The following is a 25,924-nucleotide window of genomic DNA, read 5'->3' as shown; positions in this document are numbered from 1 at the left end:
ATGGAACAAATGATGAATTTGAAAATGTTGAAATCACTATTTCAACGCTCTGCTGATATAATATTCCAACAGTATAAATTTCAGCAACATACAGTTCATATGATAACCTGTGATGCGATGATCGACGAAGAACTTCTTCAAACGGTTGTGGTCGAACGTGTTCAATCCTTATTTAATTGTGGTTCTGATGACACGTTAGAGGAGCTAATTGAACAGCATCTTCATGTGCCCTATTTACAAAAGGTTACTAAGAAAGAGGATATGATTACAAGAGTCTACAAAGGCCATGTCATATTATATTTTGAGGAAGATCATTTGATTTATTCCAGTGATATTTCAAATAGACCTAATCGTGAGCCTGGGGAAACAACGCTTGAGTTAGTTGTAAAAGGACCAAGAGATGATTTTATTGAAGATGTATTTATTAATATAGCTTTATTACGAAAACGTTTACCTACGAATTCATTTAGTGTAGAAACATTAGAAATCGGTCAACGCTCTAAAACAACGGTAGCCGTTTTATATATGGAAGACATTGTGAATTTAAATATGCTAGAACAAATCCGATTACAATTACAAAAAATTGATACAGATATTGTCGTCAATGGTGATTTACTGATGGAGGCAATTGAACAAACGGCTAAAGTTCTCCCTAGACATGATTATACGGGACGGCCAGATTTTGCTCTTCAAGCATTAATGAGAGGAAGAATACTAATAATGATCGATGGCGTTTCCTATGCCATGATTATTCCCGCCAATATTATGTTGCTCTTTAAAACAGCTGAGGACAATGAATATCCGGTCATTGTCAGTTCAATGGAACGGGTGCTCCGAATATTGGGGATACTAATTAGTATGTTACTTCCTGGTTTTTGGTTAGCCGTCACGACTTATCATCAGGAGCAGCTACCTTATCTTCTTCTTGCGACAGTGGTTGAATCAAGAACGGGGTTACCGTTTCCGACGATACTTGAAATCATGATGATGCTATTTATGTTTGAAATGTTCCGCGAGGCCAACTTACGCTTGCCTAGTGCCATCAGTGGCTCAATCAGTGTTGTTGGTGGGTTAATTATTGGAGATGCTGCGATTAAAGCTGGTGTAACAAGCCCTTCAATGATTGTTATCATTGCGATTTCAAGCATTGCTGCATTTACACTCGTCAATCAAGCCTTTGTAACAGCAATGAGTATTTTTCGTTTAATAATTATTTTATTTTCAGCCTTTTTCGGTCTGTTTGGATTTTTTATTTCGGTCTTTTTCATAATCATCTATGCAGCAAATATGCGTGTCCTAGGTGTGCCCTATATTAATTTTAGTGCAGATTTTGAACAGGGCAATATTAGAAAATCCTTACTGCGTTTATCGCCGAAGGGCTATAGTTTCCGTCCGTCCTTCCTAAAACCACAGGACCGGACACGAACGGCTAATAATAAATCAAAAAAAGATCAGGGTGTATGACCGTTACCTAACATCAGACTATAGCCAACTCAAAAAAATTGAGTTTGCCTATAGTCTTTTTTTATTAATTCCACTATTAGAGATGAGCTGTTTCCAATCCACTTTTAAGAATTTCTCCGTATATGAAAGAGAAAGAATAACAAAAACCATTGAGAGTCATCATCTCTCAATGGTTTTTGTCTAAAGCTCTCTACATTTTGAAGCTATTTGAAAGGAATATGGACGATGGCAGTCGTTTCAAGATGCTTCGATGATTCAATCGAAATATCTCCATGATATTTATGGACGATTTCTTTCACAATAAATAGTCCTTGCCCTCGAATTTTCCCATTTTCATGCTTTTTCGTAGAGAATCCTTGTTTAAATATTTGGTTTGCGTCTACTATATTCGGTCCTGTATTCGTAATTTTAAATTCATATTGTCCTTCATCAGCTTGACAGCAAATCATAATTTTACGTTGCCCCTCAGGCAATTCATTCGCAGCATCAATCGCATTGTCAATTAAGTTCGATAGAATCTTGATTAAATCGGTCGTTTTAATTTTATTAAAATCGCCCTGAGAGATGGTGAAATCCATATCAATATTATGATTCTGTGCTGTTAGCTTTTTCGTTTGTAATAATATGGATAAACCTGGATGGTCAATATTTAATTTTAATGATTTAATCGCCTGTACTTCTTTCGACAGTGATGCTAAATATTGTTTTGCTTGATCGGTTTTTTCTAATTGTAAAAGGCCATGTAAAACTTGGATATGGTTCGTGAAATCATGACGTAACGATGACACCGAAGTAATCAACGTTTTGATCTCTGCTTGATAAGTGTCTTCAGTAGCGCCTACTTCCTTCGCTACCTCTTTTTGGTACCATCTTTGTAAAAATAAAAAAGAACCAGCAACAATTAAAATAAATACACCATTGAAAATAAAAATAAAGAGGTTATCTTCAATCACTTTACCTTTAATACCATTCAATGTATCTGCACTGATATCAATGCCTAGGTAACCAATTATTTGGCCTGTATCATCTTTAATTGGCGCACCAACAGATAAATAAGAGCCATGGACTGAATCATGAATTACCTCTGTGACATAGGTTTCACCATGATAGGCTTTTTCAACTTGTTTGGCTGGAACAGTACAAACCTCACCTATTTCAAACCCTTTTTTTAGTTCGCTTGGCAGACCCATCACCATTGCTTTTGAAACTTTTGGATTATCCACCTGTAATGTATAAACAAATAATGCACCTAGCTTTACCCTTGCATCATTTAAGTAACTTCTTACTTCCCAATAATAATCATTCTTTTGCGGATTATCCAAAAATTGCTGATAAGCAATTGTATCGATGGAAGAAGCAATGGAATTTGCAGCCTCTAGACTTTGATTAGCAATTGATTCTTCAACGGTCTTTTTAATTTTTACATAGGATGTAATGATGTTTAAACTTGTAAACAAACATAATAAAATGGTGGATAGAATTAATATAAGCTTTATTTTTCGATTTTTCATATTACTCGGGACTTCCTCATCTATTAATATTCTAGAATATTAATTAACTCTATTTTTTGTTTGTAAACCAAACAATGCTTGTTTATCCTACATAAATTAAAACACAAAATCAATATGACTTTAAAATTACACACCGTAAACACTAGTTTAATAATCCTTTACAAGAAAGTAAACTAAAAAGGTGAAACAGCACGTTTTATGTCTCATTTCCTATACTCCTCGAAAATTCAAAAAGTTTCTAAAACAAAGGTCACATAAAAAATGAGCGGGTGCCAGTCCTAAATAATCTTTTCACTAATAGTTGTAGTTAGAGTACTTTATATAAAAGTTAAAAGAAATGAGGAGCGGCGACTCCTGCAGAAATCGACAGCTCCTTTATTTCCATGAAAAAATAGGGAGCTTTTTTCTATTTGTAAGTCATACATTACAAAGAATAAAGTGATAAAATGAAGGGGATGAAAGAAATGGAAAAGGATCTCCTGAAATTATTAAAAGAGGGAGGACTTATTTTATATGCAAGACATGGCACTGCAACAGTGGGTGTAGATCAAGCAAATGGTCTATTTCAAAATTGTCAGTATCAAAGAAATTTATCCGAACAAGGCCGTCATGAGGCTGTATATTATGGCCAAATGTTGCGTTATTGGCAAATTCCCATCCTTGCGCCTATCACTGCCAGTCCTTTTTGTCGAACGATTGAAACAGCTCAGTTGGCTTTTCCGAATGTTCAGGTACAAATAGACCCTTTTTTGTTTGAGATATTTATGTTAGGTGGAAATCTTTCGACTGTTCAACAAAATTCAATTTTATTGGCTTTTCAATCTATGCTGGAAATGAAACCACCAGAGGGAACCAATAGAGTCATAATTGGTCATAGTTTTCCGAAAAATGTGGGACTAGGGGTCATCTCGAATATGGGCACGGTTATTATAAAACCTAAAGGCTTAGGTCAAGGATATGAAGTTTTGGGAAAACTGACATTAGCAGATTTAGCAAAATTAGATTCCATTTGAGATGAGGGAAACGATGAATATTAAAACAGTTTCACAATGTACATTAGCGGAAGTATTACGGGCGTGGAACAAAGGCTTTGAAGGATATTTTGTGCCCATCGACATGACGGCAGAGATGTTTTTACAGCGGCTTGTTGGGGAGGGGCTGTCAGTTGAGCACTCCATTGTCGCTTTTGACGATCATGAACCCATTGGTATTGTCATGAACGGCTTTCGTCACATAGGTGGCAAGAAAATAGTTTGGAATGGGGGCACGGGTATTTCGCCTACTTATCGTGGAAAAGGCGTTTCACGATTATTAATGGAGGAAACTCTAGCTATCTATGAACGAGAAAATGTTGAAATTGCCACACTGGAAGCAATAAAGGAAAATTCAGTAGCGATTGCTTTGTATGAAAAATACGGCTATGTTATAACTGATCAACTTCAGTTTTTAAGTGGGGAATATGAGGCGCAGGTAGAAAATACGTCAGCTATTCGGACTGAAATAATTCGCCCCGAGCAATTACCTCATATGCCGTTTTATCAGGAAGCAGTTCCTTGGCAATGTAGCTGGCATAGCGTTAAGCAGGGAGAAGCTAGGGTTTTCTATAATGAAACAAATGATGTGCTTGGCTATATGTTATATAAAACAGTGTGGGGGAAACAGGGTGAGTTGGAGAGGGTCATTCTGTATCAATTGGAAGTATTAGAAGAGGATAATGTCGATTTACTACCGCACTTCTTAGCCAGTGTGACAGCTCAGAAGGTGAATCTAACCGCCGTTAATTTCCGAGCAAGCCACCTAGCAACGAGCTATTTAGTTGCAAATGGACTAACGGTGACGACAGAGCAGGTACAGATGAAAAAGCAAATCTAACCATAGTTGTCAACCTAACGAAAATCCAGTATACTAATGCGATAATGAATGGGAATAGAGGATGAAGGACATGACGTTTGAAGAAATATTACCACGCTTAAAAGCAGGAGAAAAAAGTATTCGTGCAGGCTGGGGCGGTGCTGAACTATATGTGAAGCTAGTTGGTCAAAGCCAACACGACGGTGAGACTTTGAATCCTTATTTTTTAATTAATGTACGTGGAGAAGGCTACACAATGTTCACGCCTACAGTATGTGATTTATTAGCAGAAGATTGGATTGTCGTTGAATAATAATACGAGAAGTCATCTCAATTTTGAGGTGGCTTCTTTTTGTAAGGAGACATGGTATGAAGTTTGAAGAGTATAAAAATAAAACTGTTTTCATTACCGGGGCAGCGTCAGGCATTGGATATGCTCAAGCCCTTGCATTTTTAGAAAATGGTGCGAATGTATTTGGATTTGATATAGAGGTACGAGGGTTAGTCCAGTTGCAGCAGCAATATCCAGAGCATTTTGCCTATATGGTAGGAAGTGTTTGTAGCCTACAAGATGTGGAACAGTCGTACGAAGCCGCTATTTCTTCATTTACACAAATTGATATTTTATGTAATACAGCAGGCATTTTAGACGGCTTTGCAAAAACGCTAGATACAGACGAAGCACTGTGGGATAAAATTATGAACACGAATGTCAAAGGCACGTTTTTTGTGACCAATAGAATCTTGTCTCATATGGTTGCACGTGGAGCTGGAACGATTGTCAATATGGCTTCGATTGCTGGACTTGTTGCAGGTGGTGGAGGAGCGGCCTACACAGCTTCTAAGCATGCCATTGTTGGCTACACGAAGCAGCTAGATTTAGATTACTGTAGAGCGGGAATACGGGCCAATGCAATTGCTCCTGGAGCCATACAAACGCCGATGAATCAGGCAGATTTTGAAGGTGACGGGGAAATGGCGAAATGGGTGGCAGAGGAAACGCCAGCTGGTCGCTGGGCACAACCACAGGAGGTGGCGAATTTAACCTTATTTTTAGCAAGCTCAGCAGCAGATTATATGCATGGCACTGTCTTGCCAATCGACGGCGGCTGGTTGACCAAGTAGCATTGTTCATTCAGTTATTCTTCTGCTATAATACGCAAGTAAGCAAAATTGCTTGCACTACGGCACTTCAGATAGGGCGCAAAGCTCTCTTCCTTTGGTCGTAGTTATTACTAAAATAGCGATTAGCTATTTTACAAAGGAGAATAAAATTGAATACTTCGATTGTAAAAGATTCCAGCCGTCTGTCAGTAAGTGAGCTGACAAAGATGGCTCTTGTTGCAGCTCTCTATGTTGCTGTAACGGTTTTATTGTCAGTCATTAGCTTTGGCGCTGTCCAACTACGTTTGTCAGAAATGTTTAATTATCTGGCCTTGTACAATAAGCGCTATGTAGTAGCAGTGACGTTAGGCGTTATACTAGCAAATTTCATGTCACCCACATGGATAGTAGATGTGCCGATTGGTGGGATTGCCACCTTCCTAGTCTTATTACTTTGTAGAAGTATTACAAAGCATATCGCTAATGATATTGGAAAAATGGTAGTGACAGCCCTGATATTTGCTGTATCTATGTTTACGGTTGCTGGGCAATTAACTATTCTTTATGACCTTCCTTTTTGGGCTACATGGTTCACAGTAGGAATTGGAGAATTATTGTCTATGACTGTTGGTGGACTGACCATTTACTTATTAAATAAAAAAATAGATTTGTCTAAATAATTGAATGATTATAGCATGATTCATACAGTAAGAAGGGACTCCCATTGGTCGATAAAGCACCATTGGGAGTCCCTTCTATTTATCCTATTAGTTAACTTGAGCGTCTTTGGACGCCTCACCACTAGTATTATCAGGCTTTGCCAGAAGCATCACTGAATTGGACGTATTTGATAGTATATAATTTCCTTTGACCACAGCTAAAACCTTAGCCACATATTCTGTGGATGCTATGAGTGGTTTACCAAATGCATCCGACTCCATGCTGAGATTTTGGCTTACTGTGGACTGGGTATTCTGATGAATAATAGTACTATACTTACTGTCAATGGCATTATTCACATTGAAATTATCTGCGGTATCTTTAGGTAACATAAACACTCTATATTCCGTTCCATTTTGTCCATTTTTGACATCAAAGCTAATTGTAATATCAGAATATCTATTTTGTTCCCCTTGAATATTCAGTTGCACTTTCTCCATCGTTACAGGTGCTGAATGATCCACTAAAGTAATAGAAGAAGATGGGTAGGATAAGGAATACATGGCCTTAGTAGTTCCATTACCTACGGACAATACATATACACGATACTCTTGACCATTCGTGATAAGTCTTCCATCTATATCTTTACTATCAGTTGCCAAACTCATACTAGATTGACCTTTATTTATATCTGTAAAATTAGCTACTTTACTAGCTGCGTTCACATCAAAGCCATTTGCTTTTGATGCGGGTACGACAAGAATGCGGTAACTACCTATATTCGATTCATCAGAAGGCTTCGAGAATGATATTTGTAAATCTCGACCATCTCCAAAATCACCAATATCGCTTGCAGTAACATTACTTACCGCCTGAACAGCTTTACTTTTACTAAGTGTTAGTACAGGCGAAGCGGAGGATAGGGCATAGGTATTTGGAGAATTCCCATTGGAAACAGTCAGTACATAGACGCGGTAGCTAGTTCCTTCCGTAATATAATTACCACGCACATCCCTAATCCCATCCAACGTTCTAGTTGTAGCGGTATTCCCACCTTTGCTTTCTGTAACGTAATAATTGCTACTATTGGCTTGTGAAAGATTAAAGCTGCTGTAATACGCTGTTGGTACGATTAGAATTCGATAATGATTGACATTTGATTCATTAGAGGGCTTCGTAAATGTTACTTGCACATCACGGCCATCACCATTATCGTCTATATCTGTGACATTTAGATTGGTTACAGCTTGCACATTAAAGTTCTTATTTAACGTTATTGTAGGCGTCGGCGCAGAAAGTGCATTGCTTCCTATGCCATTCGCGACAGTTAAAACATAGATACGGTAGCTAGTACCTTCTTTGATCGTATTACCGCGCACATCCCGAGTATTTTCAGATAATGTTTGCTCATACGTAGATTTTCCAGATTTGTATACAGTCGTGTAATTGCTGCTGGATACATTATTTGCTTCCGTCAGACTGAAGCTATTGTAATATGCTGTTGGTACAACTAGAATCCGATAGTGACTAATGATTGACTCGTCTACAGCTTTATTGAAAGAGACGAAGAGGTCACGTCCATTGCCATAATCACTTACATCGCTAGCATAAAGATTCGATACTGCACCTGCATTGCTACTAAATAGCGTAATCGTATTGGAGACTGAAGACAGCATATTATTCGCTGAGTTATTTGCTACGGCCATAACGAACACACGATAGCTAACTCCATTTTGAATGGGATATCCGTCAGTATCTCTTGCCCCTGAAGAGAGCACCTGAGTAATATTGTAGCCTGTTTTATTTACTTGTGTGTAATAAGTGCTAGATAAGCTGTTCGCCTTCGTCAATGTAAAGTTCGAATAGTTGTTAGCTCTTACTACAAAAATTCGGTAAGCGTTGATAGTAGATTCATCGGACACTTTATTGAAGCTCACTCTCAAATCTCGTCCATCCCCAAAGTCATTCACGTCATTCACTTGTGTAATAATCGGTGAAGACATTGTATTTTGACTAAGTGTTACTGATGACGAGCCAGTTGACAGCTTATTTCCTAATGAATTCGTATTACTTACAGATAGAACGACCGCTGTATAAGGTACGTTGTTTTTTATGAGATCACCGGCAGTATCACGTGCAGTGGAGGACAAAGTTCCTGTCAAAATACTGCCGTTACTGCCCGATTTATTCACAGTTGTATAGTAGCTGCTTGATAAATTATTCGCAGTAGTAAGACTAAAATTGTTAGCATCCCTAGTTTTTACGATAAACACACGATAATTGGCAATATTGTTATCATTTTGCGGACGAGTGAAGCTAACGGAGATATCGCGTCCATCGCCAAAATCGTTTATATCATTCATTTTCACATTTGTTACCTCTGTAACAGATGACAAATTGGTTAAGGTAATTTTTGCAGAAGAACTCGATAAAACGCTAGAATAAGAACCTTTCCCAACAGCAAGGATACGAACCACATATTGCTGATCATTTCTAATATAATCTCCGTCCACATCTCTTGAATTCTGCGTTAAAGTAATAGCACGGTTCGAACCTGATGTAGACACTACTGAATAATTAGAAGGGGAGACTTTCAGGGCAGATGCCAAATTAAAGCTCTTTGAAGCCTTCACCACCATTACCCGATAATGATCGACGTATGATTCTGTAGATGATCTGGAAAAGCTAACCTCCATGTCACGCCCATCTCCCTGATCATTGACATCGCGAACCGATACATTGCTCGCAGGAGAAATACTAATATTGCTTGGTGTGTCATCAGATATAATCGTTACGGTCTGATTTCTTGAGTTCCAGTCAACTTCCTGACCAAGCGCTTCACTTACGAAGCGGACTGGCACCATTGTTCTGCCTCTTAAAATTTGAGCAGGCACATCAAGTGTAACGGACTGGCCATTAATAGTAGCTACCTTCGATTTCATCTTGAGAACTACTGTTGTATCTCCTTTATAACCTGTTACCGTTTGACTCCTTGAATCCCAATTTACACTGGCACCCAATGCCTCAAAGATTGCTCTAAGTGGTAGCATAACGCGCCCTTGAATCATGGCTGGCGGCTGATCGGTCTTCAATTGAACCCCGTCCACAGTAATTGTGATGGCTTTTGCCGCTTGTGCGGTAGCCGGTTGCAGCAATAGCGGTACAATAAGCATTGCTGCGAAAAATAAAGTCCATATTTTTTTCATAAATTCCACCCTTCTTCATGCCATATGACTGACGCAGCATGACAACTAATTTAACGTATCAAAGGTCTAAAAGTTTCACCATTTTACCTCTAAAAGAAAATTTAACCATAAGTGGCTATGGAGCGGTGTTTTTGGGGGAGGAGGATCGACTAAAATAGAGGATTACACTGATCTTTATAAAATAAAGAAGGCAACTCTCTTACCCATAGTCACAACACTGAATGAGAGGTTGGAGACTATAGAAAAAAGAATTGCCGATAAATTAGAATGGCTTACTTTTGGGTGTTATTCCACTGTTACTGATAGTTCCTTTACAAGTAAAGATGGGGAGCCATATCCTTTTGGCAGGAAGTAAAGCTCAGAGCTAGTTTCTTTAATAGCATGTAGGAATTCGAAATAATTACCGGCTATGGTCATTTGCTTAACTGGAGAGGCAATTTTACCATTTTCAATATGAAATCCTTTTGCAGCAACTGAAAAATCGCCTGAAACCGTATTCGTACCAGAGTGAAGCCCAGACAATTCAGTAATCAATACACCATTCCTAACCGAGCGAATTAACCCATCTAGTGTTTTCTCACCAGTTGAAATATATAAATTTTGAGGCGCAATCGTTAACGTTCCCTTGTAGGAATCTTTATGGGCATGCCCAGTTGTTTCGCAGTTATCTTTTTTAGCCGTTTTTCTATTATGCAGAAGTGTTTGGAGTGTACCCTCTAAAATAATTTCCTGCTCTTTAGTTGCAACACCCTCACCATCAAAGTTTGCTCCAGACAATGAGGCAGGATGGAATGGAGTACTCAGCAATGTAACGGCTTCTGATGCCACTTTTTGCCCGACTTTTCCTTTTAGTAGAGATTGATCTTTTTGAGCATTTTCTGCGGACAGTATCGGCATAAACGTTTCTAATAAGGAGGCTGATGCATCAGAGCGAAGAATGATTGGATATTTACCCCCTGGAATCGATTTTTCACCTAAATTCGCAAGAGCTTCCTCAGCTGCTTCCTTTGCAATAGCATCCGCCTGAAGAGAATGGAAATCACGTGTCATTTTCAAATAACTGCCTGTTTTCATTTCTTCGCCTTCTTTTACAACTGTGGAAAGGAAAATCACGAAGCCGTTCTCCTTATGGGATAAGGCAAGGTTTTTACTATTCACTAATGAGCGTTCAGCCGTAAATTCTTCCATGAAACAATAATCGAGAGTAATAATGCGCGAATCGTAGGCACGAATCTTTTCCTCTACAGAACGAAGAAACTCTATTTTTTCTGAAATTCCGATCGTTTCTAATTTTTCATCGTAGTAGTTATAAGAAGAGTATTCTGAGCTACCATCAAAAATAGCTATGCCCTCATCCTCATCAAGTATGTTTGCATTGGCTTTCGCGCTATTAATTAAAAAGGGGACTGACTCATCGTCTAGCTTTTCCGTATAGGAATAGCCCATTTTACCGTTATAAAGTCCTCGTAGACCTAGACCTCCGTCCTCAGATGTTTCATAGCTATCAATCTCGCCCTTGTAGAGCATGCATTTCATCGATTTATTTTGTTCATAATAAACCTCAGCTTCTATAAAACCAGCTTCTTGTGCCTTATTTAATAGTTTTTCCTGGTAGTTAGCCATGTTCATCCATTATTCCCCCTTCGTTCCACCAACTGTTATTTCACTTACGCGAATCATTGGCTGACCTACATTGACAGGAAGACTCCCACTAAGAGAACCACACATACCTGCTCCATGAGCGAGATTATTACCTACTCGATCAACAAGCTGCAATGTTTTTGCGCCATTGCCAATGAGTGTAGCGCCACGTACAGGACGTTCGATTTTTCCGTCTTTGACGATATAGGCCTCCATTACCGCAAAATTATAATCGCCAGTAGATGGGGAAACCTGTCCACCTCCCATATATTTTGCGTAAATACCAAACTCTGTCGATGCGATAATATCGGCTGGCGTAGATGAGCCTGGGGCGATATACGTATTGGTCATACGTGATGTAGGGTTAAATCGATAGGATTGTCGACGGGAAGAGCCTGTTGGCTGTGCATCCATACGGCGAGCATTAAATTTATCAATTAAGTAGCCCTTTAAAATACCATTTTCAATTAAAATATTCTTCCTAGTTTTTTCTCCCTCGTCATCAATATTTAATGAGCCCCACTCGTTTGGAAGTGTACCATCATCAATATATGTAACAATTTCAGGAGCGACTCTTTCACCGATACGGTTGGCGAACACGGAATTATTTTTGGCAACCGCGGTTGCTTCTAAGCCATGTCCACAAGCCTCATGGAAAATGACGCCACCGAATTCATTATCAATAATGACTGGGAATTTACCGCTTGGACATTCATCGGCATGAAGCATTGTGACTGCGATACGTGCAGCTTCACTTGCATAATGGTTTAGGTCTAGCTTTTCAATAAATTCAAAGCCTGCATGTGCACCTGGGCCATAGAAGCCCGTTTGTACCTCAGTACCCTCAGTAGCTGTCGCTTGCATACTAAGTCTACTGTGAACACGCGTATCCTCAACAAATTTACCTTCTGAATTTGCAATCAGTACGTTTTGTTGTTCATCGAAATATCGAACTTTTACCTGGTGAATTCGGGGGTCATATTGTCTGGCAATCGAATCTGCTTGTCGCATAATAGCTGTTTTTCTTGCATGCTCCACTGTATGAGGCATGTGAAGAATTTGATGAATAGGAGTGATGATCTCTTTATGAAGAGGGTGAATGGTACTCGATCCACCACCTTTGATGGCTAAGGCTGCACGCTCTGCCGCTGCAAGTAAACCTTCCTCAGAAAAATCATTGGTATACGTATAAATGCTTTGAAGTCCTGAAAAAATGCGGATGCCAATTCCAAAATCACGCCCAGTAATACTTTGTTCAATCTTGCCGCTTTGTAAGACGAAGTCATTAACATATTTATCTTCAATAAAAATTTCTGAAAAGTCCCCACCAGTTGCTAGTGCGGCTTCAAGGACATTTTCAATAATGGATTGTTTGATCATATATCTTCCTCCTTTTCTTGATTATACCAAATAGTTAAAAAATTCCGCATTATCCTATTTTCCTAGATTTGAAGATAGGGCCACATAAATTTATGTATAGTACATAAAAAATTTTTTTATGACATATTTCTCTAACCATTTCACCACACTAACAGAAAGACAGAGGAAGGTGAAAAGATGCAACAACCATATAATGTCGGAGATATCGTTTATATTTTTTATCGGAATCCTCATATTCAGGATGTAGCGAATATTCAGGAAGCCGCGGTGGTTTATCATCCAGAGCAACCAGAGGAGCTAGCCGTATTTCTATTTGAATCCTATTACCCAATAACGAATGATATGTTAATTTTTTCAAGCGAAATGGCGGCTGAGCAAGCCTACCACCAGTATTTTCATTGAGGGAGGAATACGATGAATAAGCCATTTATCCCTCAGCTCGTCTATTTTGAGCCTGATGCACTTCACTATCCGTTAGGTCAGGAGTTAAAAGAAAAGTTTGAGCAAATGGGAATTGAAATACGTTATACAACTTCGCATAATCAAGTAAGAAATCTCCCTGGAGACAATGATTTTCAAAAGTATCGCGTAGCGAAATCTACGTTGGTGGTGGGCATTCGAAAAACGTTAAAGTTTGATACATCTAAGCCCTCCGCTGAATATGCCATTCCATTTGCAACTGGCTGTATGGGCCATTGCCATTATTGTTATTTACAAACAACAATGGGGAGCAAACCTTATATTCGTACTTATGTCAATGTAGATGAAATATTGGAGCAGGCGGATCATTATATGGCTGAACGAGCTCCTGACATCACACGTTTTGAGGCATCCTGTACGTCCGATATTGTAGGGATTGATCATCTTACACATACATTGAAACGTGCTATTGAGCATTTTGGGCAAAGTGAGTTAGGTCAATTACGATTTGTGACGAAGTTCCACCATGTGGATCACCTATTGGATGCTAAACATAATGGTAAGACGAGATTCCGTTTTAGCGTCAATGCGGATTATGTTATTAAACATTTTGAGCCTGGAACTTCGCCATTAGCAAAAAGAATTGAGGCGGCTGGCAAAGTGGCAAGGGCTGGCTATCCGCTCGGTTTCATCGTCGCCCCCATTTATCTACATGATGGATGGCAGGAGGGCTATTATCAAATGTTTGAGCGGTTAGATGCTGAATTACCGAAGGATGTGCGTGAGGATATTACGTTTGAATTTATCCAACATCGCTTTACGAAGCCAGCTAAACGTGTGATTGAAAAAAATTATCCTATGACAAAGCTAGAGCTTGACGAAACCGTGAGACGATATAAATGGGGGAAATATGGAATAGGTAAATACATTTATCAAAAAGATGAGGAAGAAGATATTAAAGAACATTTATATGGCTATATGAAAAAGTTCTTTCCACAAGCAAAATTAGAATATTTTACGTAATGAGAGAGAGCCTTTGTCGTTCTCTCTAAATTTTTATTTAAGCTACATATGGTTCATGACATTGTTTGTGACTGTTCCTATTGTATAATCCCCCTTTCAATGGTAACGCTAACAGAGAACGACAAGCAGAAGGGGAGAACAAGAATGGACGCATTTAGAGTAAATTGTTGGTCGGAGCATGAGGAACTAAAGGTGGTCATGCTTTGTGCACCTTCGATAGTAGATGTAACTGATTCAAAAATAGCTGAGCAGGTTGGGTGGAGTGAGCCTGTCAACCATCATAAAGCTATGGAAAATTTCCTGGCATTGAAGACAACGCTTGAAAATGCTGGGGTAAGAGTGATTGACTATGCCGAAGAATTATCAAATGATCAGCAGCTATTAAGTGAGCAGCTCATTAATCGTTATTTTGTGCGGGATTTAGCCTGTGTTGTGGGACAGCAGCTTTTACCTGGGAATGCAGGCAGCTCGTTAAGATGCCCAGAGTATCCACATGCTCATGCTATATTAGCCAAGTGGTTTCCTGAGCAATTTATGCGTACAGCACAGCCCTCTCAATCACTAGAATGTGGGGATGTGATGCTATTAAATAAGGATGCAGTCCTCATGAATCTAGGGATGAGAACATCAATAGAGGCTGTTGAAAGCTTGAAGGAGCGCTTTTTTCAACAAGGATTTTCAGAAATTGCGGTCATTGATTTACCGAAGGGCAATGATACGCTTCATTTAGATATGAATTGTAATGTTGTACATCATAACTTAATGATTGCTAAAAGCTTTGTGCGTTATTTTCCGGTACAGGTGTTCACACCCCAAGGGAATTATTATGATATGCCAGAACCATTTTTAAAGCGGCATGGCTTTGATGTTTACTGGCTCGAAACCTATAAAACCATTCCGGACATTAACTTGATTAATCTTGATCCAGAAACGTTAGTAATCAGCAAGCAGGCATCTAAGCAGCAGTTATTAAAGCATCCTTTACTGCACAAAAAGAAGGTACTAGAAGTAGACGTCACAGAGCTTGAAAAAGGTGGGGGAGGCATTCGATGCATGACATTGCCTTTAGTCAGAAAGTAGTGAAGGGTTGATTACATGACATCAAATACAAGTAAGGGCAGGTTGTCTTGGTGGCAACTTTCGCTTCTCGGTATAGGCTGCACATTAGGAACAGGTTTCTTTCTTGGGACAAGTATGGCCATTCATAAAAGTGGACCGGCTGTTTTAATTCCTTTTTTATTAGCAGCCATTTGTACGTATATTGTTTATGATGCACTTGTTAAAATGTCTGTTGAAAATCCTGATAAAGGCTCATTCCGTACTTATGCTAAACAAGCATTTGGGAGATGGGCAGGATTTAGTAATGGCTGGGTCTATTTAATCTCTGAGATTCTTATTATGGGGAGTCAGCTCATGGCACTCGGTATTTTTACGAAGTTTTGGTTTCCGGCGTTGCCATTATGGGTTGCAGCCTCTATCTATGCTGCTATAGGGCTAGTTGTGATTCTTACAGGCATGAAGGGTTTTGAAAACTTCCAAAATATCTTTGGGGCATTAAAGGCTGCAGCAATTGTAATGTTTATTATTGTAGCTATTGTAATCCTTATGAAAGGCTCACAGGCATCAACATTGGATTCACTTTATGCGAATTATGAACAGTTCTTCTCACAAGGTATAAAAGGAATTTGGCTCGGGCTATTGTATGCCTTTTACGCCTATGGTGGCATTGAAGTAATGGGGTTAATGGTCATTGATTTAAAAGATCCAAAAGAAGCACCAAAGGCAGGAAGAATAATGTTAGTCGTGATTACGATCATTTTTTTAATGGCTATTGCCCTTGCGTTAGCGCTTGTCTCTTGGAAAGACTTTACGATTGATGAGAGTCCCTTTATTACGGCCCTTCAAGGTTATCACATTCCCTTTGTGGCGGATATTTTTAATGGTGTTTTAATCATTGCTGGTTTTTCAACCATGGTCGCTTCTCTCTATGCGGTGATTACCATTCTTATTACACTTGCAGAGGATCACGATGCACCCAAAATATTAGCGAAGAAAGGAAAAAGGAAAGTACCTATTCCTGCCTTTATATTTTTAACTTGTGGCTTAGTCATAACCATTGTTATTGGCTTTCTCATGCCAGAAAAAATCTTTGAATATTTGATGACGGCAGCAGGTTTAATGTTGATTTATAACTGGCTTTTTATTTTAGTGACATATATGAAGCTAATGGAGTTATCTAAGTGGGCGCATGTGAAAAATGGGTTGGGGATGCTGCTTATTGCTGTTACGGTATCGGGTACGTTAGGAGAAAAAACAAGCAGACTCGGTTTTTTCGTGAGCCTGCTCTTTATTGTCCTAATAGGGATTGCCACCTGGATTGTTGTGAAAAGGCAAAGTCATAAGGAAGCCTAATAAATGTTAGTTTTGTTGCCCTCGTAAGAACGGACATTTGGACGGACTTTGATTGTCATCACTTAAAAAATATTGCTTCCATTCATAACTATTTTCTTGTCCGTACCATTTTAAATCGGGATGCCCCGGGAGTGCATCATAATGGGCAATGCGTTGACGGATGAGCTTTTTTAATTTTCGCCCAAATGCAGTAGAGTCGTTTATTTCTTCAAAAATCCAGCGTGGTTGGATGGCCATAAGCAAGGTAGAAAAATGGCGACTCCTGCGCAATTTGTGTGCGGGTGTTGCACAGGAAATAAAATAGGGCTCCCCGTTAAAACAAAACTCCCATTCATTGTGGGCAGGGTCAGTTGGTATTTCTTCAGGCCAATCGAGATCATCGATTTTAGTTAATTGGTTAAGAATGCTCCAAAATAATTGCTGATAATCCTCGACTTTATAGTGAGCGAGCATATCCTGAGGGGAATGAAAGAAAACGGTGAGTGTCGTATATTTACCAAAAGTTTTGGAGGATTTTGCGAAATCCTTTAAACATTGTGCTAGCTCATGAATGGATGACTCCTTCCGTGGATCTCCGATAAAACTATAGCGCAAATGGTTCGATAAAAACCCCATTCTTGCTGGTACACACGGAAAGGTATTTTCTTCATCGGCAATGGTGGCGGCAAAATCCGTGTAGGCAGATTGTTGCCAAATGGGAAGGGTGTCCAAATGTTCCTCCATCCACTTCCTATCAAATACTCCTACGTCCACTTGAGTCTCCTCCTTCTATACACCTTTATTCTATTAAAGAAAAAGCCAATAGGTTACGAAATGATGATGAATATGTAAGGATAGATGGATCGATTATTAATCACTCAATGGATGGTATCAATGGTAGGGTTTTGCTTAAGTTGAATTGTTTTGAGCACAATTGTATTGAAAACCAGTGCTGCTTCAATGGCTGACAAATCAAAACCATAGAAGTAGCACATATTAATCTTTTTGTTGAAAGACCTTTTGTTCAAGGATAGATAGGGCATGTTGAATTTCCTTTATATCCTCCTGTGTCGCATGCTGAATAAGCTGTAGAAAGCGTTCCTCGACGCATGCAAAGGCTGCCTCCATCATTTTTTCCCCCTCAATAGACAAGCGAATATACTGCTTTCTTCGGTCCCCCGTGTCGTTCCATTTTTCAATGAGGTTTTGGTCTTGTAATTTTCGCAATTCACGACTTGTGTTGGGTAAGGACATATGCTGACATTCGCTTATTTCGGTAGGCGTGACGGGCTGACTTACTTTAATATATTCAAGAATTTTATATTGAAGCGGTGTAATATTGGCAACGGTCACGTTTTGTGTCAGCTCGTGTGTCACTTGGTGGACATTGGCTGTAAACGTTACGAATTGATGAAATAAACTGCTTTTATCCAATCGGATCACCTCTTATTGTCAAGATACCAAATAACTTGTCTTAAAACAATTATCATTTGACAATAAAAAACCAATCCGTTATTATTTAGTTATCAAATGATAAGTAATGGAGGCGTAGTATGAAAACGTTAATTGTCTATACATATCCAAACCATAAGAGCTTAAATTATGCATTTTTACAGGAAGTAATGAAGGGGTGTCAAGAGAATCCTGCGATTGATGAGATACAGCTACTAGATTTATATGAGGAAGAATTCGATCCTCGTTTAATTTTCCATGAGCATAAACGACGTCGGGATATGTATCGTGATCCACAATTGGAAAAGTACCGTCAACAGCTGACATGGGCAGATCAAATTGTATTTGTCTATCCAATATGGTGGGGAAGACCGCCCGCTATGCTGTTAGGCTATATTGATCAAATGTTTGTATCGAATTTTGCGTATCGGGATACAAAGGGGTTATTTCCAGAGGGCCTTTTAAAAGGAAAGTCGGTTGTTTGTGTGTCCACGATGAAGGGGCCTACCAAATATCCACTGCTATGGCTGAATAATGCTCATAAAATTTTGATGAAAAGAGCGTTATTTAGCTTTGTAGGCATGAAGAAAGTGAAGTTTTTTGAGTTTGGAAACATGGAAAGTAAAAAAGGGCAGCAACAGCGAAAGCTGAACAAAATTTATCAGTATTTTAGAAAGGTTGCTTACTAATAAAAAACTCGTGCAGACATCCTTAGTCGTTTGCACGAGTTTCTGTAGTATCGATGGGCAATGTAATCGAAAAAGCTGTAAATTCTCCAAGCTTGCTTTCGACGGCGATAGTTCCATGGTGCATATCAATAATTTTTTTGACGATGGCTAAACCGAGACCACTGCCTCCATTTGTGGCAGTCCGTGATTGGTCGGCCTTATAAAATCGTTCAAAAATATGCATTTGCTGTTCTTCGGATAGCCCAATACCAGTATCTTGCACAATGATGGTAATGGTATCGAAATGCTGTGTCATAGTTAAAGTGATTGTACCTCTGTCGGATGTGAATTTAATGCTATTCGTTAGCAAATTCATCCAAACTTGATTCAGTAAATCTTCATCTGCTGTAATCGTTAGATTGTCTAATTGTAGATCGAAGTCCAGCTGTTTAGCCACCCAATTGGGTTCAAGAGCCAGAATGACATTCCGCAATTGTTTATCCAATCGATAGGTTGTCGTTTCAAATGGATGATGCTGTGACTCTAAGGAAGTCAGCTTCAGCAAATTATCACTAATTTTTGATAACCGATTACTTTCCAATTCGATAATTTCTAAGTAATGTTGACGCTTCTCTTCAGGCAGATGAATGTTCTTAAGAGCCTTCGCAAAGCCATTAATAGATGTTAAAGGCGATTGAATCTCATGGGAGACGTTTGAAATAAATTCCTGTCGCATTCTTTCAAGCTCTCCTAATTCAACAGCCATATGATTGATGCCATGGATTAATTGGCCAAATTGGTCTTCCTTATTGCCCTTTACATCTAATTGGATATTAAAATCCCCTTTTGCCATTTGCCTTAATGCTTCAACAATAGCGTCCCAGTAATTCCGTTGCCGATTGAGCCCAATTAAGAAGATAATAGCGGCCGAACAGGCAAAGAGCACAAAAACACCAAGGACGGTGCCTAATTGCTGCCAAAAATCATGGGGTTCTGTACCTAACTGACCATATAGCCATCCGGTCACATGATAAGAAATAAAAGCAAATAGAGTATTCGTAATGAGAAAGAGGAATAGAACAAATAGAATTCTAACAAAGAATTTTCGTTTTCTCATAATGCTAGTTCCAAGCGGTAGCCAAGACCACGAATGGTGCGGATGGCAAAGCCGCTAATCTCCTGAGGAAAACGTTCGCGTATTCTTTTAATATGGACATCTACTGTGCGTTCGTCTCCTTCATAATCATAGCCCCAAATTTCTTCAATCAATTGTTCACGAGAAAATGTTTTGCCGACATAGCTCGCTAATGTAAATAACAGTTCGAATTCCTTTAACCGAAGGACAATGATTTCTCCGTTCAGATCAACTTCATGTGTATGTCGATCCAGTTTAACATGGCCAGCTTCTACTACTTGAGAGAGTGCAATACGATATCGTTTTAAGATCGATTTTACACGTACAATTAGCTCGGCAGGTTCAAAGGGTTTTACCAAATAATCATCTGTCCCTAAATGGAAACCCTTGACCTTTTGAGCAGTTTCTCCTTTAGCAGTAAGCATGAGAATAGGGAGATCTGTGTTGTATGAGCGAATTTCCTCACATAAAGCCCACCCATCCATGTTTGGCATCATGATATCCATAATCACCATATCTACCTTTTCAGAGGCCAACTTGGACAGTGCATCGACACCGTCCGTCGCCTCAATAACCTCTAGACCTTCATTTTGTAGAAATACTTTCACTAATTCTCGAATATGGGCATCATCATCTACCATTAATAGTTTGGTCATCTAAACAATTCCCTTCGTTAGTCCTCTTTAATTCGTAATTGCTGCTTGGCAAACTCACGATACATGGCATGCGTCTCAAAGAGTGTTTCATGTGTACCACAACCTGTAATATGTCCTTTTTCTACAAATAGTATTTGATCGGCATCGACTACCGTTGAAAGGCGGTGAGCAATAACTAAAGTTGTGCGACCTTGCATTAAATTATCTAACGCCTTTTGTACATAAATTTCTGACTTACTATCTAAACTTGATGTAGCTTCATCGAGCATTAAAATTTGTGGGTTCCGTAGTAGTGCTCTGGCAATGGAAATACGCTGACGTTGCCCTCCTGAAAGCTTGATGCCTCTTTCGCCTACTTCTGTGTCAAACTTATCGGGAAGATCGTTAATAAATTGATCAGCATAAGCCATTTTAGCCACTCTTTCTAGCTCATCATCCTGCACTTCACGGTCAACACCATAGCAAATATTTTCTCGAATCGTCCCTGACAGCAGGGCACTTTCTTGAGCCACATAGCCAATTTGACTACGCCATGAGTGAAGTGAAAATGTCTCGATTGGCGTTTCTCCTAGCGTAATATTACCGCTAGTTGGCTGGTAATATCGCTCTAACAGGGAGAATGTGGTTGTTTTACCGCCACCACTTGGACCTACAATGGCCGTTACTTTGCCTGGCTCTATTGTGAAGTTGATATCGGATAAAATCGGCTCCTCACCATATGAAAAATCAACATTGTTAACATAAATCGGTTGATCTATTTTTTCAACCGTAATGCCTTCTTCAATATGTTCTTCTTCGTGGTCCAATAATTCACTAATGCGTTCAGTGGCACCCATTGCTTTTTGAAGCTGCGTAAAGAACATCGTTAATTGTGTCATGGGCATGATGATTTGGATTAAATATAAAATAAATGCCACCATATCACCAGCTGTCAGCTCTCCAGAGGAAACGCGCACGCCTCCATAGCCAATAATAGCGACGAGAACTGACATTAGAACGAATGAAATTAATGGTGAAATGAGCGCATGGATTTTTGCTTCTTTTAAGCCAAAGTTAAAGAGGTTCGTAATGCCCTTTTTCCCACGCTCATATTCTATTTGCTCGGCATTAGAAGCTTTAACCAAACGAGTTTCAGGTAAAACTTGGTTTAATACCGAAGTAAACTTAGCGGTTTCGTCTTGCATCCCTTTAGAAATCACAAACATGCGTTTTCCTAGCAGCATTAAAATAACCATCGCTAGTGGGACAGCGATTAACATCACTAATGTCATTTTCCAATCTAGGAATAAGAGAATGATAATGGAACCGATGATAGAAATAACACCCGATAAACAGTTTGCTAGATGCTCTGTAATGAGCTCCTTTACGACCGCTGTATCATTTGTTACACGACTTAATGTTTCACCCGTATCGTTTTCATCATAATAGGGGATGGGTAAATGCAGCAGCTTGCGCCAAAGTTGATCCCGCAATTTTGCTACTACATGTTGACCTACACGATTTAAATAATAGATAGATAGTCCACTTGCAACGGCTTGGGCGATAAAAGCAATACCAAGCAAAATGATCTGCCAATAATTAAGCGATTCTAATGAAAAACCGTCCACTAATTGTTTTGTAAATAATGGGACGATAAAACCTACGCCCGTAGTTGCTAAACTCATAATTAGAGCTATAACTAGGAGCCAAATAGGTGGTTCAGCTCGTTTTACTAATTGTATAAAACGACGCCAATCTGGTTTTTTAGTAGTTTCTTTTGATGTCTCTTGCAAAGAAATAAGCCTCCTTCAATATCGTCAAACAACGTATGTCGTTCCTATGGCTTTTACTATAGCATGTGTTTATGAACTGAATATGAAATGAAATAAAAGGTGATGTGCAACTCATCATCACCTTTTAAATAGGACTAGTCAGCAAACTCATCATGGTATAAAGACTTACCGAGTAGTCGATAAATTCTTAGAGCTAATTGTATTTGTAATAGCTCCTCATAGCTTTTTAAATCGGTCTTTAAAATTTCTTTTATTTTTTCGATACGATAAATTAATGTGTTGCGATGAATAAACATTTCCTTAGCGGTTTCGCTAATATTCATATGATAAATAAAATAATTTTCTAATGTAATTAAATAGCTCGTCCCATGTAATAAATCATGCTCAAAGACGGCCCCTAAGCTCTCTAAGAAAAAGTCTTTTAATTGAACCTCATTAATATTCGAGTCTAAAAAGTGATAGATGGAGTGATCGGCAAAATGCGCCACTGCTCCGCTTTCCTCGAATCGGTGCATGAGGCGGAGAGCTTCGTGAGCCTCGGCAAAGCTTTTATGAACGTAACGAATTTGTTTATATTCTTTTCCAATACCAATTAAAAAGGAAGTTTCTGCTTGATACTGACTTAATAATTGCAATATTTCCTCAGCATATTGTTTCGTTTCATTAACAGTCATATCTTGCTTACCTTCTTGTTGTCCCACCAACACAATAATTTGATGGTTTCGATAAAGGCATGTAATTTCACCATTGACGGTACTAGAATGTTTATAGATTAAATTCATACATTTTTTTGCAATATTATCGGATTCGTACTTTCGAGAAATTAAATCATGATGATCCTGCAGGTTATCACGGATCATAGAGATTACACTACAGTAATATTTATAATGGACGTTTAAGCCATGGAGGTCACAGAGCGTTTGAAGTGTCTCACTAGATGTGATTTTTCCCGTTAATAAATCATCAAAAAACTCCTGTTTAATTTTAAGTCGGACATCCTCAATTTCCTTCTGTTTAATCCTCTCTAATGCCACAATCGTGGAGGCTTGCTCTAAAACAATATAATCAAATTCATTGAGATCATGAACGGTTTGCCAAATGACGATATAGCCGTAAATATAATTGGCTACTGCTACAGGGAGAATTCTGCATTTTACAGTAAGATCCTCTAAATGATAATTTCTTGTAATCGATTTTTGCATCTCATTGAGATCCTTAGGGATGGAATCAATAAATTCCTTTGAAAAAGTCGGACGATTTTTTTTAAGGTTGATGCCATAGGCAAGTGGGACTGGATTGGCATCGAGATCAGTGAAATGGAGTAAATTCCAATCCTGATCTAAAAAAATAATCGGATTATTAATGGTTTCCGCTAATTTTGAGGAAATCGATTCGATACCTCCTCCTTCTAGTGCCACCTTAAACAATGTGTTGTGCATATCCAATGATTTTCGATTTAATAAGTCATAGCGACCAGATGCCTTTTCATTAATGATCGATATGACCTTGGATAGGATGTAGTTATAAGGTAACTCCAATAAAGGTAATCCATATTGATTGGCAATATCGATCATGTTTTGAGGTGTTTTTTGTAAATAACGTCTCATTTTAATGACGAGGCCCGCACAATTGACTTTAGACAGTTCTTGAATAATTTTATTTTGTAATTCTTCATCATCTTGGAAGATATAGCCGGTTGTTAATAATAATTCATTCGGTGTTAGCCAATCAAATGCATCGGGATTCTCGATAATGTTCACAAGTGATATTTTATTGTGAATGCCTTGCTCTCCCGCAACAATTTTAATTCCCTCCAAAGCCTTCATTTCTAATAAATCTTTAATTGTTAGCAAATGATTTCACTCCTTTGCCATAATCTTATCACAAAACATTGTACATATTGCCCAAATCATCTCCGTTCTTTTTGGTATTGCTAAACAATGATATATAGGGCATAAGAGAATAAAATAAAGCATGTAAGACGGGAATGTGAAAAAACTAACATTCTCGCGACTCATTTCCCTTTAGATGAAATGAACAATAGGTCGGGAAAATGGAGGAATGAAAGAAATTGGAAGATACAATTATCATCTCAGAATTTTTAGCGGCAGCTGAAGCGGGAGATATAGATACTTTGCAACGTTTTTTACAGCAAGGTGTAGATATTAATGCTCGCAATAAACAAAAGCGTACAGCCATTTTACTTGCTGCCATGAACGATCAATTAGAAACGGTGAAATTTCTAATACAAGAAGGGGCAGATATTAACCTTCAAGATCAAATTTGTTTAAATCCATTTTTATATGGCTGTATTAATGGAAAATTAGAGCTTGTGAAAATAATGCTCCAAGCAAACACAGATTTGGAACGTCTAACACGTTTTGGTGGAGTAGGTGTTCACCCAGCAAGTGAGAAAGGATTTGTTGAGGTAGTTCGTGAGCTTGTGACAACGACAGATATTAATGTCAATCATACAAATATTTGTGGTTGGACACCATTAATTGAAGCAATCCTTTTGAATGATGGTGGAGAGAAGCAACAAGAAATTGTTCGTTTATTAGTAGAGCATGGCGCAGATACACAATTAGTCGATCAATATGGAGTGACTCCGCTAGCAATCGCTAGAGAAAAAGGATTTACGGCCATTGAAAAAATTCTACTAGAAGCTGGAGCAAAATAGGAGCAATCCTACAACTTAAAGAGGTGTACATATGATACACGCTAAATCTGGTGATAACTATTTCCTTCAGCAATTAGTGGAGACGGAGTTTTCGGGGACGGTTCATAGTGTATTTAGGCATGCTTTAAATATTCGCAGTGCAGCAAATGATGAAATTTTTACACTTGCAACGAAAGCTATGGATAATGCTCCCAATACGCTTGTCATTAATCTTGATACTTTAGACAATTTGCACATAATCCAAAAAGACCATATTAGGATCAAGCATCACCAATTATTAATAGAAGATAAATTAACAATAGCGATAGAAACAGCCACTCATTGGCAATGTCATCTACCTATTTTCCCGTCAGACATGGCAACGTTAAAACAGAATATCGTTCAAGTGAAACAGTTTATTGATATATATGGAAAAAGTGGGGGCATGAAGCGCAGTGATTCACCAGTTAGTGAATTTGAGGCAGAAACTTCGAGATTGCTGAAAGAGCGCACAGCATTACTCCATGAAGAATTATGTAATCGCCGTTTTAATAATTTCCAGCAGTATGCACTTGATTTGGTTGGCTTGGGACCAGGGTTAACACCATCAGGTGATGATTTTTTAGTTGGATTATTGACGGTCATCCATTTAGAACAAAGTCCGTGTTCTATTTATCAGCCATTGTGTGAAAGCGTCATCAAATTAATGAAGCCTTTAACCAATGATATTAGTTACACAACATTGAACAAGGCTGCATATGGGCAGGTTAGGGAATCTATTCATGCACTTGTCTCTGCTATGCTATCTGGCACGGAAGGTGAAGCGATTGAAGCACTGAAAAAGGTACTTGCCATCGGCTCTTCATCAGGTACAGATATCGCCTTAGGGCTTATAAGTGGCTTTGAAGCCAATATAAAATTAGGAGGATAA

At 38.7% G+C, this 25,924-nt stretch carries 23 protein-coding genes; 13 read left to right on the top strand and 10 right to left on the bottom strand.

Features of this window, described 5'->3' with window-relative positions:
- Positions 1-1,464 (top strand): spore germination protein, encoded by a 1,464-nt coding sequence (locus AC07YC_RS00490; protein WP_336634029.1) that lies wholly within the window; start codon positions 1-3, stop codon positions 1,462-1,464.
- Positions 1,465-1,667: 203 nt separating this feature from the next.
- On the opposite strand, the gene AC07YC_RS00485 is transcribed toward AC07YC_RS00490, so the two are convergent.
- Complete coding sequence (locus AC07YC_RS00485) at positions 1,668-2,975, bottom strand: ATP-binding protein (protein ID WP_336634028.1); 1,308 nt, start codon at positions 2,973-2,975, stop codon at positions 1,668-1,670.
- Positions 2,976-3,439: 464 nt separating this feature from the next.
- On the opposite strand from AC07YC_RS00485, the gene AC07YC_RS00480 reads away from it, so the two are divergent.
- The 5 genes from AC07YC_RS00480 to AC07YC_RS00460 all read left to right on the top strand — a co-directional run bounded on the left by AC07YC_RS00480 (position 3,440) and on the right by AC07YC_RS00460 (position 6,610).
- The gene (locus AC07YC_RS00480) at positions 3,440-3,988 is read left to right on the top strand and encodes a histidine phosphatase family protein (protein ID WP_494918076.1); all 549 of its coding nucleotides are present in this window, start codon (positions 3,440-3,442) and stop codon (positions 3,986-3,988) included.
- A 13-nt stretch (positions 3,989-4,001) separates the two neighbouring features.
- Positions 4,002-4,847, top strand: coding sequence for a GNAT family N-acetyltransferase (locus AC07YC_RS00475; RefSeq protein WP_494918075.1), 846 nt, complete (start codon positions 4,002-4,004; stop codon positions 4,845-4,847).
- A gap of 70 nt (positions 4,848-4,917) precedes the next feature.
- Positions 4,918-5,139, top strand: coding sequence for a DUF2829 domain-containing protein (locus tag AC07YC_RS00470; RefSeq protein WP_043990157.1), 222 nt, complete (start codon positions 4,918-4,920; stop codon positions 5,137-5,139).
- Positions 5,140-5,195: 56 nt separating this feature from the next.
- Entirely contained in the window at positions 5,196-5,951 is a 756-nt protein-coding gene (locus AC07YC_RS00465; RefSeq protein ID WP_494918073.1) for a 3-oxoacyl-ACP reductase, read from the top strand.
- A gap of 149 nt (positions 5,952-6,100) precedes the next feature.
- Entirely contained in the window at positions 6,101-6,610 is a 510-nt protein-coding gene (locus AC07YC_RS00460) for a QueT transporter family protein (protein WP_301337913.1), read from the top strand.
- An 87-nt stretch (positions 6,611-6,697) separates the two neighbouring features.
- On the opposite strand, the gene AC07YC_RS00455 is transcribed toward AC07YC_RS00460, so the two are convergent.
- The 3 genes from AC07YC_RS00455 to AC07YC_RS00445 all read right to left on the bottom strand — a co-directional run bounded on the left by AC07YC_RS00455 (position 6,698) and on the right by AC07YC_RS00445 (position 12,817).
- Positions 6,698-9,796, bottom strand: a complete 3,099-nt coding sequence (locus tag AC07YC_RS00455; RefSeq protein WP_494918072.1) for a stalk domain-containing protein — start codon at positions 9,794-9,796, stop codon at positions 6,698-6,700.
- Positions 9,797-10,081: 285 nt separating this feature from the next.
- Entirely contained in the window at positions 10,082-11,425 is a 1,344-nt protein-coding gene (locus AC07YC_RS00450; RefSeq protein WP_336634022.1) for a TldD/PmbA family protein, read from the bottom strand.
- Between the two features lie 3 nt (positions 11,426-11,428).
- On the bottom strand, positions 11,429-12,817 hold the full coding sequence (locus AC07YC_RS00445) for a TldD/PmbA family protein (RefSeq protein ID WP_336634021.1): 1,389 nt from the start codon (positions 12,815-12,817) through the stop codon (positions 11,429-11,431).
- Between the two features lie 177 nt (positions 12,818-12,994).
- Between AC07YC_RS00445 and AC07YC_RS00440 the strand changes: the two genes are divergently transcribed.
- The 4 genes from AC07YC_RS00440 (at position 12,995) to AC07YC_RS00425 (ending at position 16,672) form a co-directional block, all read left to right on the top strand.
- Positions 12,995-13,219 carry a transcriptional regulator SplA domain-containing protein gene (locus AC07YC_RS00440; protein ID WP_025115166.1) on the top strand — a complete coding sequence of 75 codons (225 nt, stop codon included), beginning with the start codon at positions 12,995-12,997 and terminating at the stop codon, positions 13,217-13,219.
- 12 nt (positions 13,220-13,231) lie between these two features.
- Positions 13,232-14,260 (top strand): spore photoproduct lyase, encoded by a 1,029-nt coding sequence (gene splB, locus AC07YC_RS00435; protein ID WP_012293725.1) that lies wholly within the window; start codon positions 13,232-13,234, stop codon positions 14,258-14,260.
- Positions 14,261-14,404: 144 nt separating this feature from the next.
- On the top strand, positions 14,405-15,340 hold the full coding sequence (locus AC07YC_RS00430; protein WP_494918071.1) for an arginine deiminase family protein: 936 nt from the start codon (positions 14,405-14,407) through the stop codon (positions 15,338-15,340).
- A 15-nt stretch (positions 15,341-15,355) separates the two neighbouring features.
- Positions 15,356-16,672, top strand: a complete 1,317-nt coding sequence (locus AC07YC_RS00425) for an amino acid permease (RefSeq protein WP_494918070.1) — start codon at positions 15,356-15,358, stop codon at positions 16,670-16,672.
- A gap of 6 nt (positions 16,673-16,678) precedes the next feature.
- On the opposite strand, the gene AC07YC_RS00420 is transcribed toward AC07YC_RS00425, so the two are convergent.
- Together AC07YC_RS00420 and AC07YC_RS00415 are read right to left on the bottom strand one after the other, a co-directional pair.
- The gene (locus tag AC07YC_RS00420) at positions 16,679-17,425 is read right to left on the bottom strand and encodes a YqcI/YcgG family protein (RefSeq protein WP_494918069.1); all 747 of its coding nucleotides are present in this window, start codon (positions 17,423-17,425) and stop codon (positions 16,679-16,681) included.
- Between the two features lie 222 nt (positions 17,426-17,647).
- Positions 17,648-18,085: a MarR family winged helix-turn-helix transcriptional regulator gene (locus AC07YC_RS00415; RefSeq protein ID WP_494918068.1), complete on the bottom strand. Its 438-nt coding sequence runs from the start codon at positions 18,083-18,085 to the stop codon at positions 17,648-17,650.
- Positions 18,086-18,204: 119 nt separating this feature from the next.
- Between AC07YC_RS00415 and AC07YC_RS00410 the strand changes: the two genes are divergently transcribed.
- Positions 18,205-18,792 (top strand): NAD(P)H-dependent oxidoreductase, encoded by a 588-nt coding sequence (locus tag AC07YC_RS00410; RefSeq protein ID WP_336634016.1) that lies wholly within the window; start codon positions 18,205-18,207, stop codon positions 18,790-18,792.
- 22 nt (positions 18,793-18,814) lie between these two features.
- Here AC07YC_RS00410 and AC07YC_RS00405 read toward each other — a convergent pair whose 3' ends face one another.
- The 4 genes from AC07YC_RS00405 to AC07YC_RS00390 all read right to left on the bottom strand — a co-directional run bounded on the left by AC07YC_RS00405 (position 18,815) and on the right by AC07YC_RS00390 (position 24,187).
- The gene (locus tag AC07YC_RS00405; protein WP_336634015.1) at positions 18,815-19,888 is read right to left on the bottom strand and encodes a sensor histidine kinase; all 1,074 of its coding nucleotides are present in this window, start codon (positions 19,886-19,888) and stop codon (positions 18,815-18,817) included.
- Positions 19,885-20,562, bottom strand: a complete 678-nt coding sequence (locus AC07YC_RS00400) for a response regulator transcription factor (protein WP_336634014.1) — start codon at positions 20,560-20,562, stop codon at positions 19,885-19,887. Before AC07YC_RS00400 ends, AC07YC_RS00405 begins: the two co-directional genes overlap by 4 nt.
- Before the next feature lie 17 nt (positions 20,563-20,579).
- Positions 20,580-22,334, bottom strand: a complete 1,755-nt coding sequence (locus AC07YC_RS00395) for an ABC transporter ATP-binding protein (protein WP_336634013.1) — start codon at positions 22,332-22,334, stop codon at positions 20,580-20,582.
- A 134-nt stretch (positions 22,335-22,468) separates the two neighbouring features.
- Positions 22,469-24,187 carry a PucR family transcriptional regulator gene (locus AC07YC_RS00390; RefSeq protein WP_494918067.1) on the bottom strand — a complete coding sequence of 573 codons (1,719 nt, stop codon included), beginning with the start codon at positions 24,185-24,187 and terminating at the stop codon, positions 22,469-22,471.
- A gap of 218 nt (positions 24,188-24,405) precedes the next feature.
- On the opposite strand from AC07YC_RS00390, the gene AC07YC_RS00385 reads away from it, so the two are divergent.
- Together AC07YC_RS00385 and AC07YC_RS00380 are read left to right on the top strand one after the other, a co-directional pair.
- Positions 24,406-25,014 carry an ankyrin repeat domain-containing protein gene (locus AC07YC_RS00385; RefSeq protein ID WP_081937069.1) on the top strand — a complete coding sequence of 203 codons (609 nt, stop codon included), beginning with the start codon at positions 24,406-24,408 and terminating at the stop codon, positions 25,012-25,014.
- A 31-nt stretch (positions 25,015-25,045) separates the two neighbouring features.
- A complete protein-coding gene (locus tag AC07YC_RS00380; protein WP_494918066.1) occupies positions 25,046-25,924 on the top strand; it encodes an oxamate carbamoyltransferase subunit AllH family protein in 879 nt (292 codons plus the stop codon).

It is taken from the genome of Lysinibacillus sp. GW247-5R2A (assembly GCF_059424475.1).
This window is presented reverse-complemented; position numbering and strand designations above follow the sequence as displayed.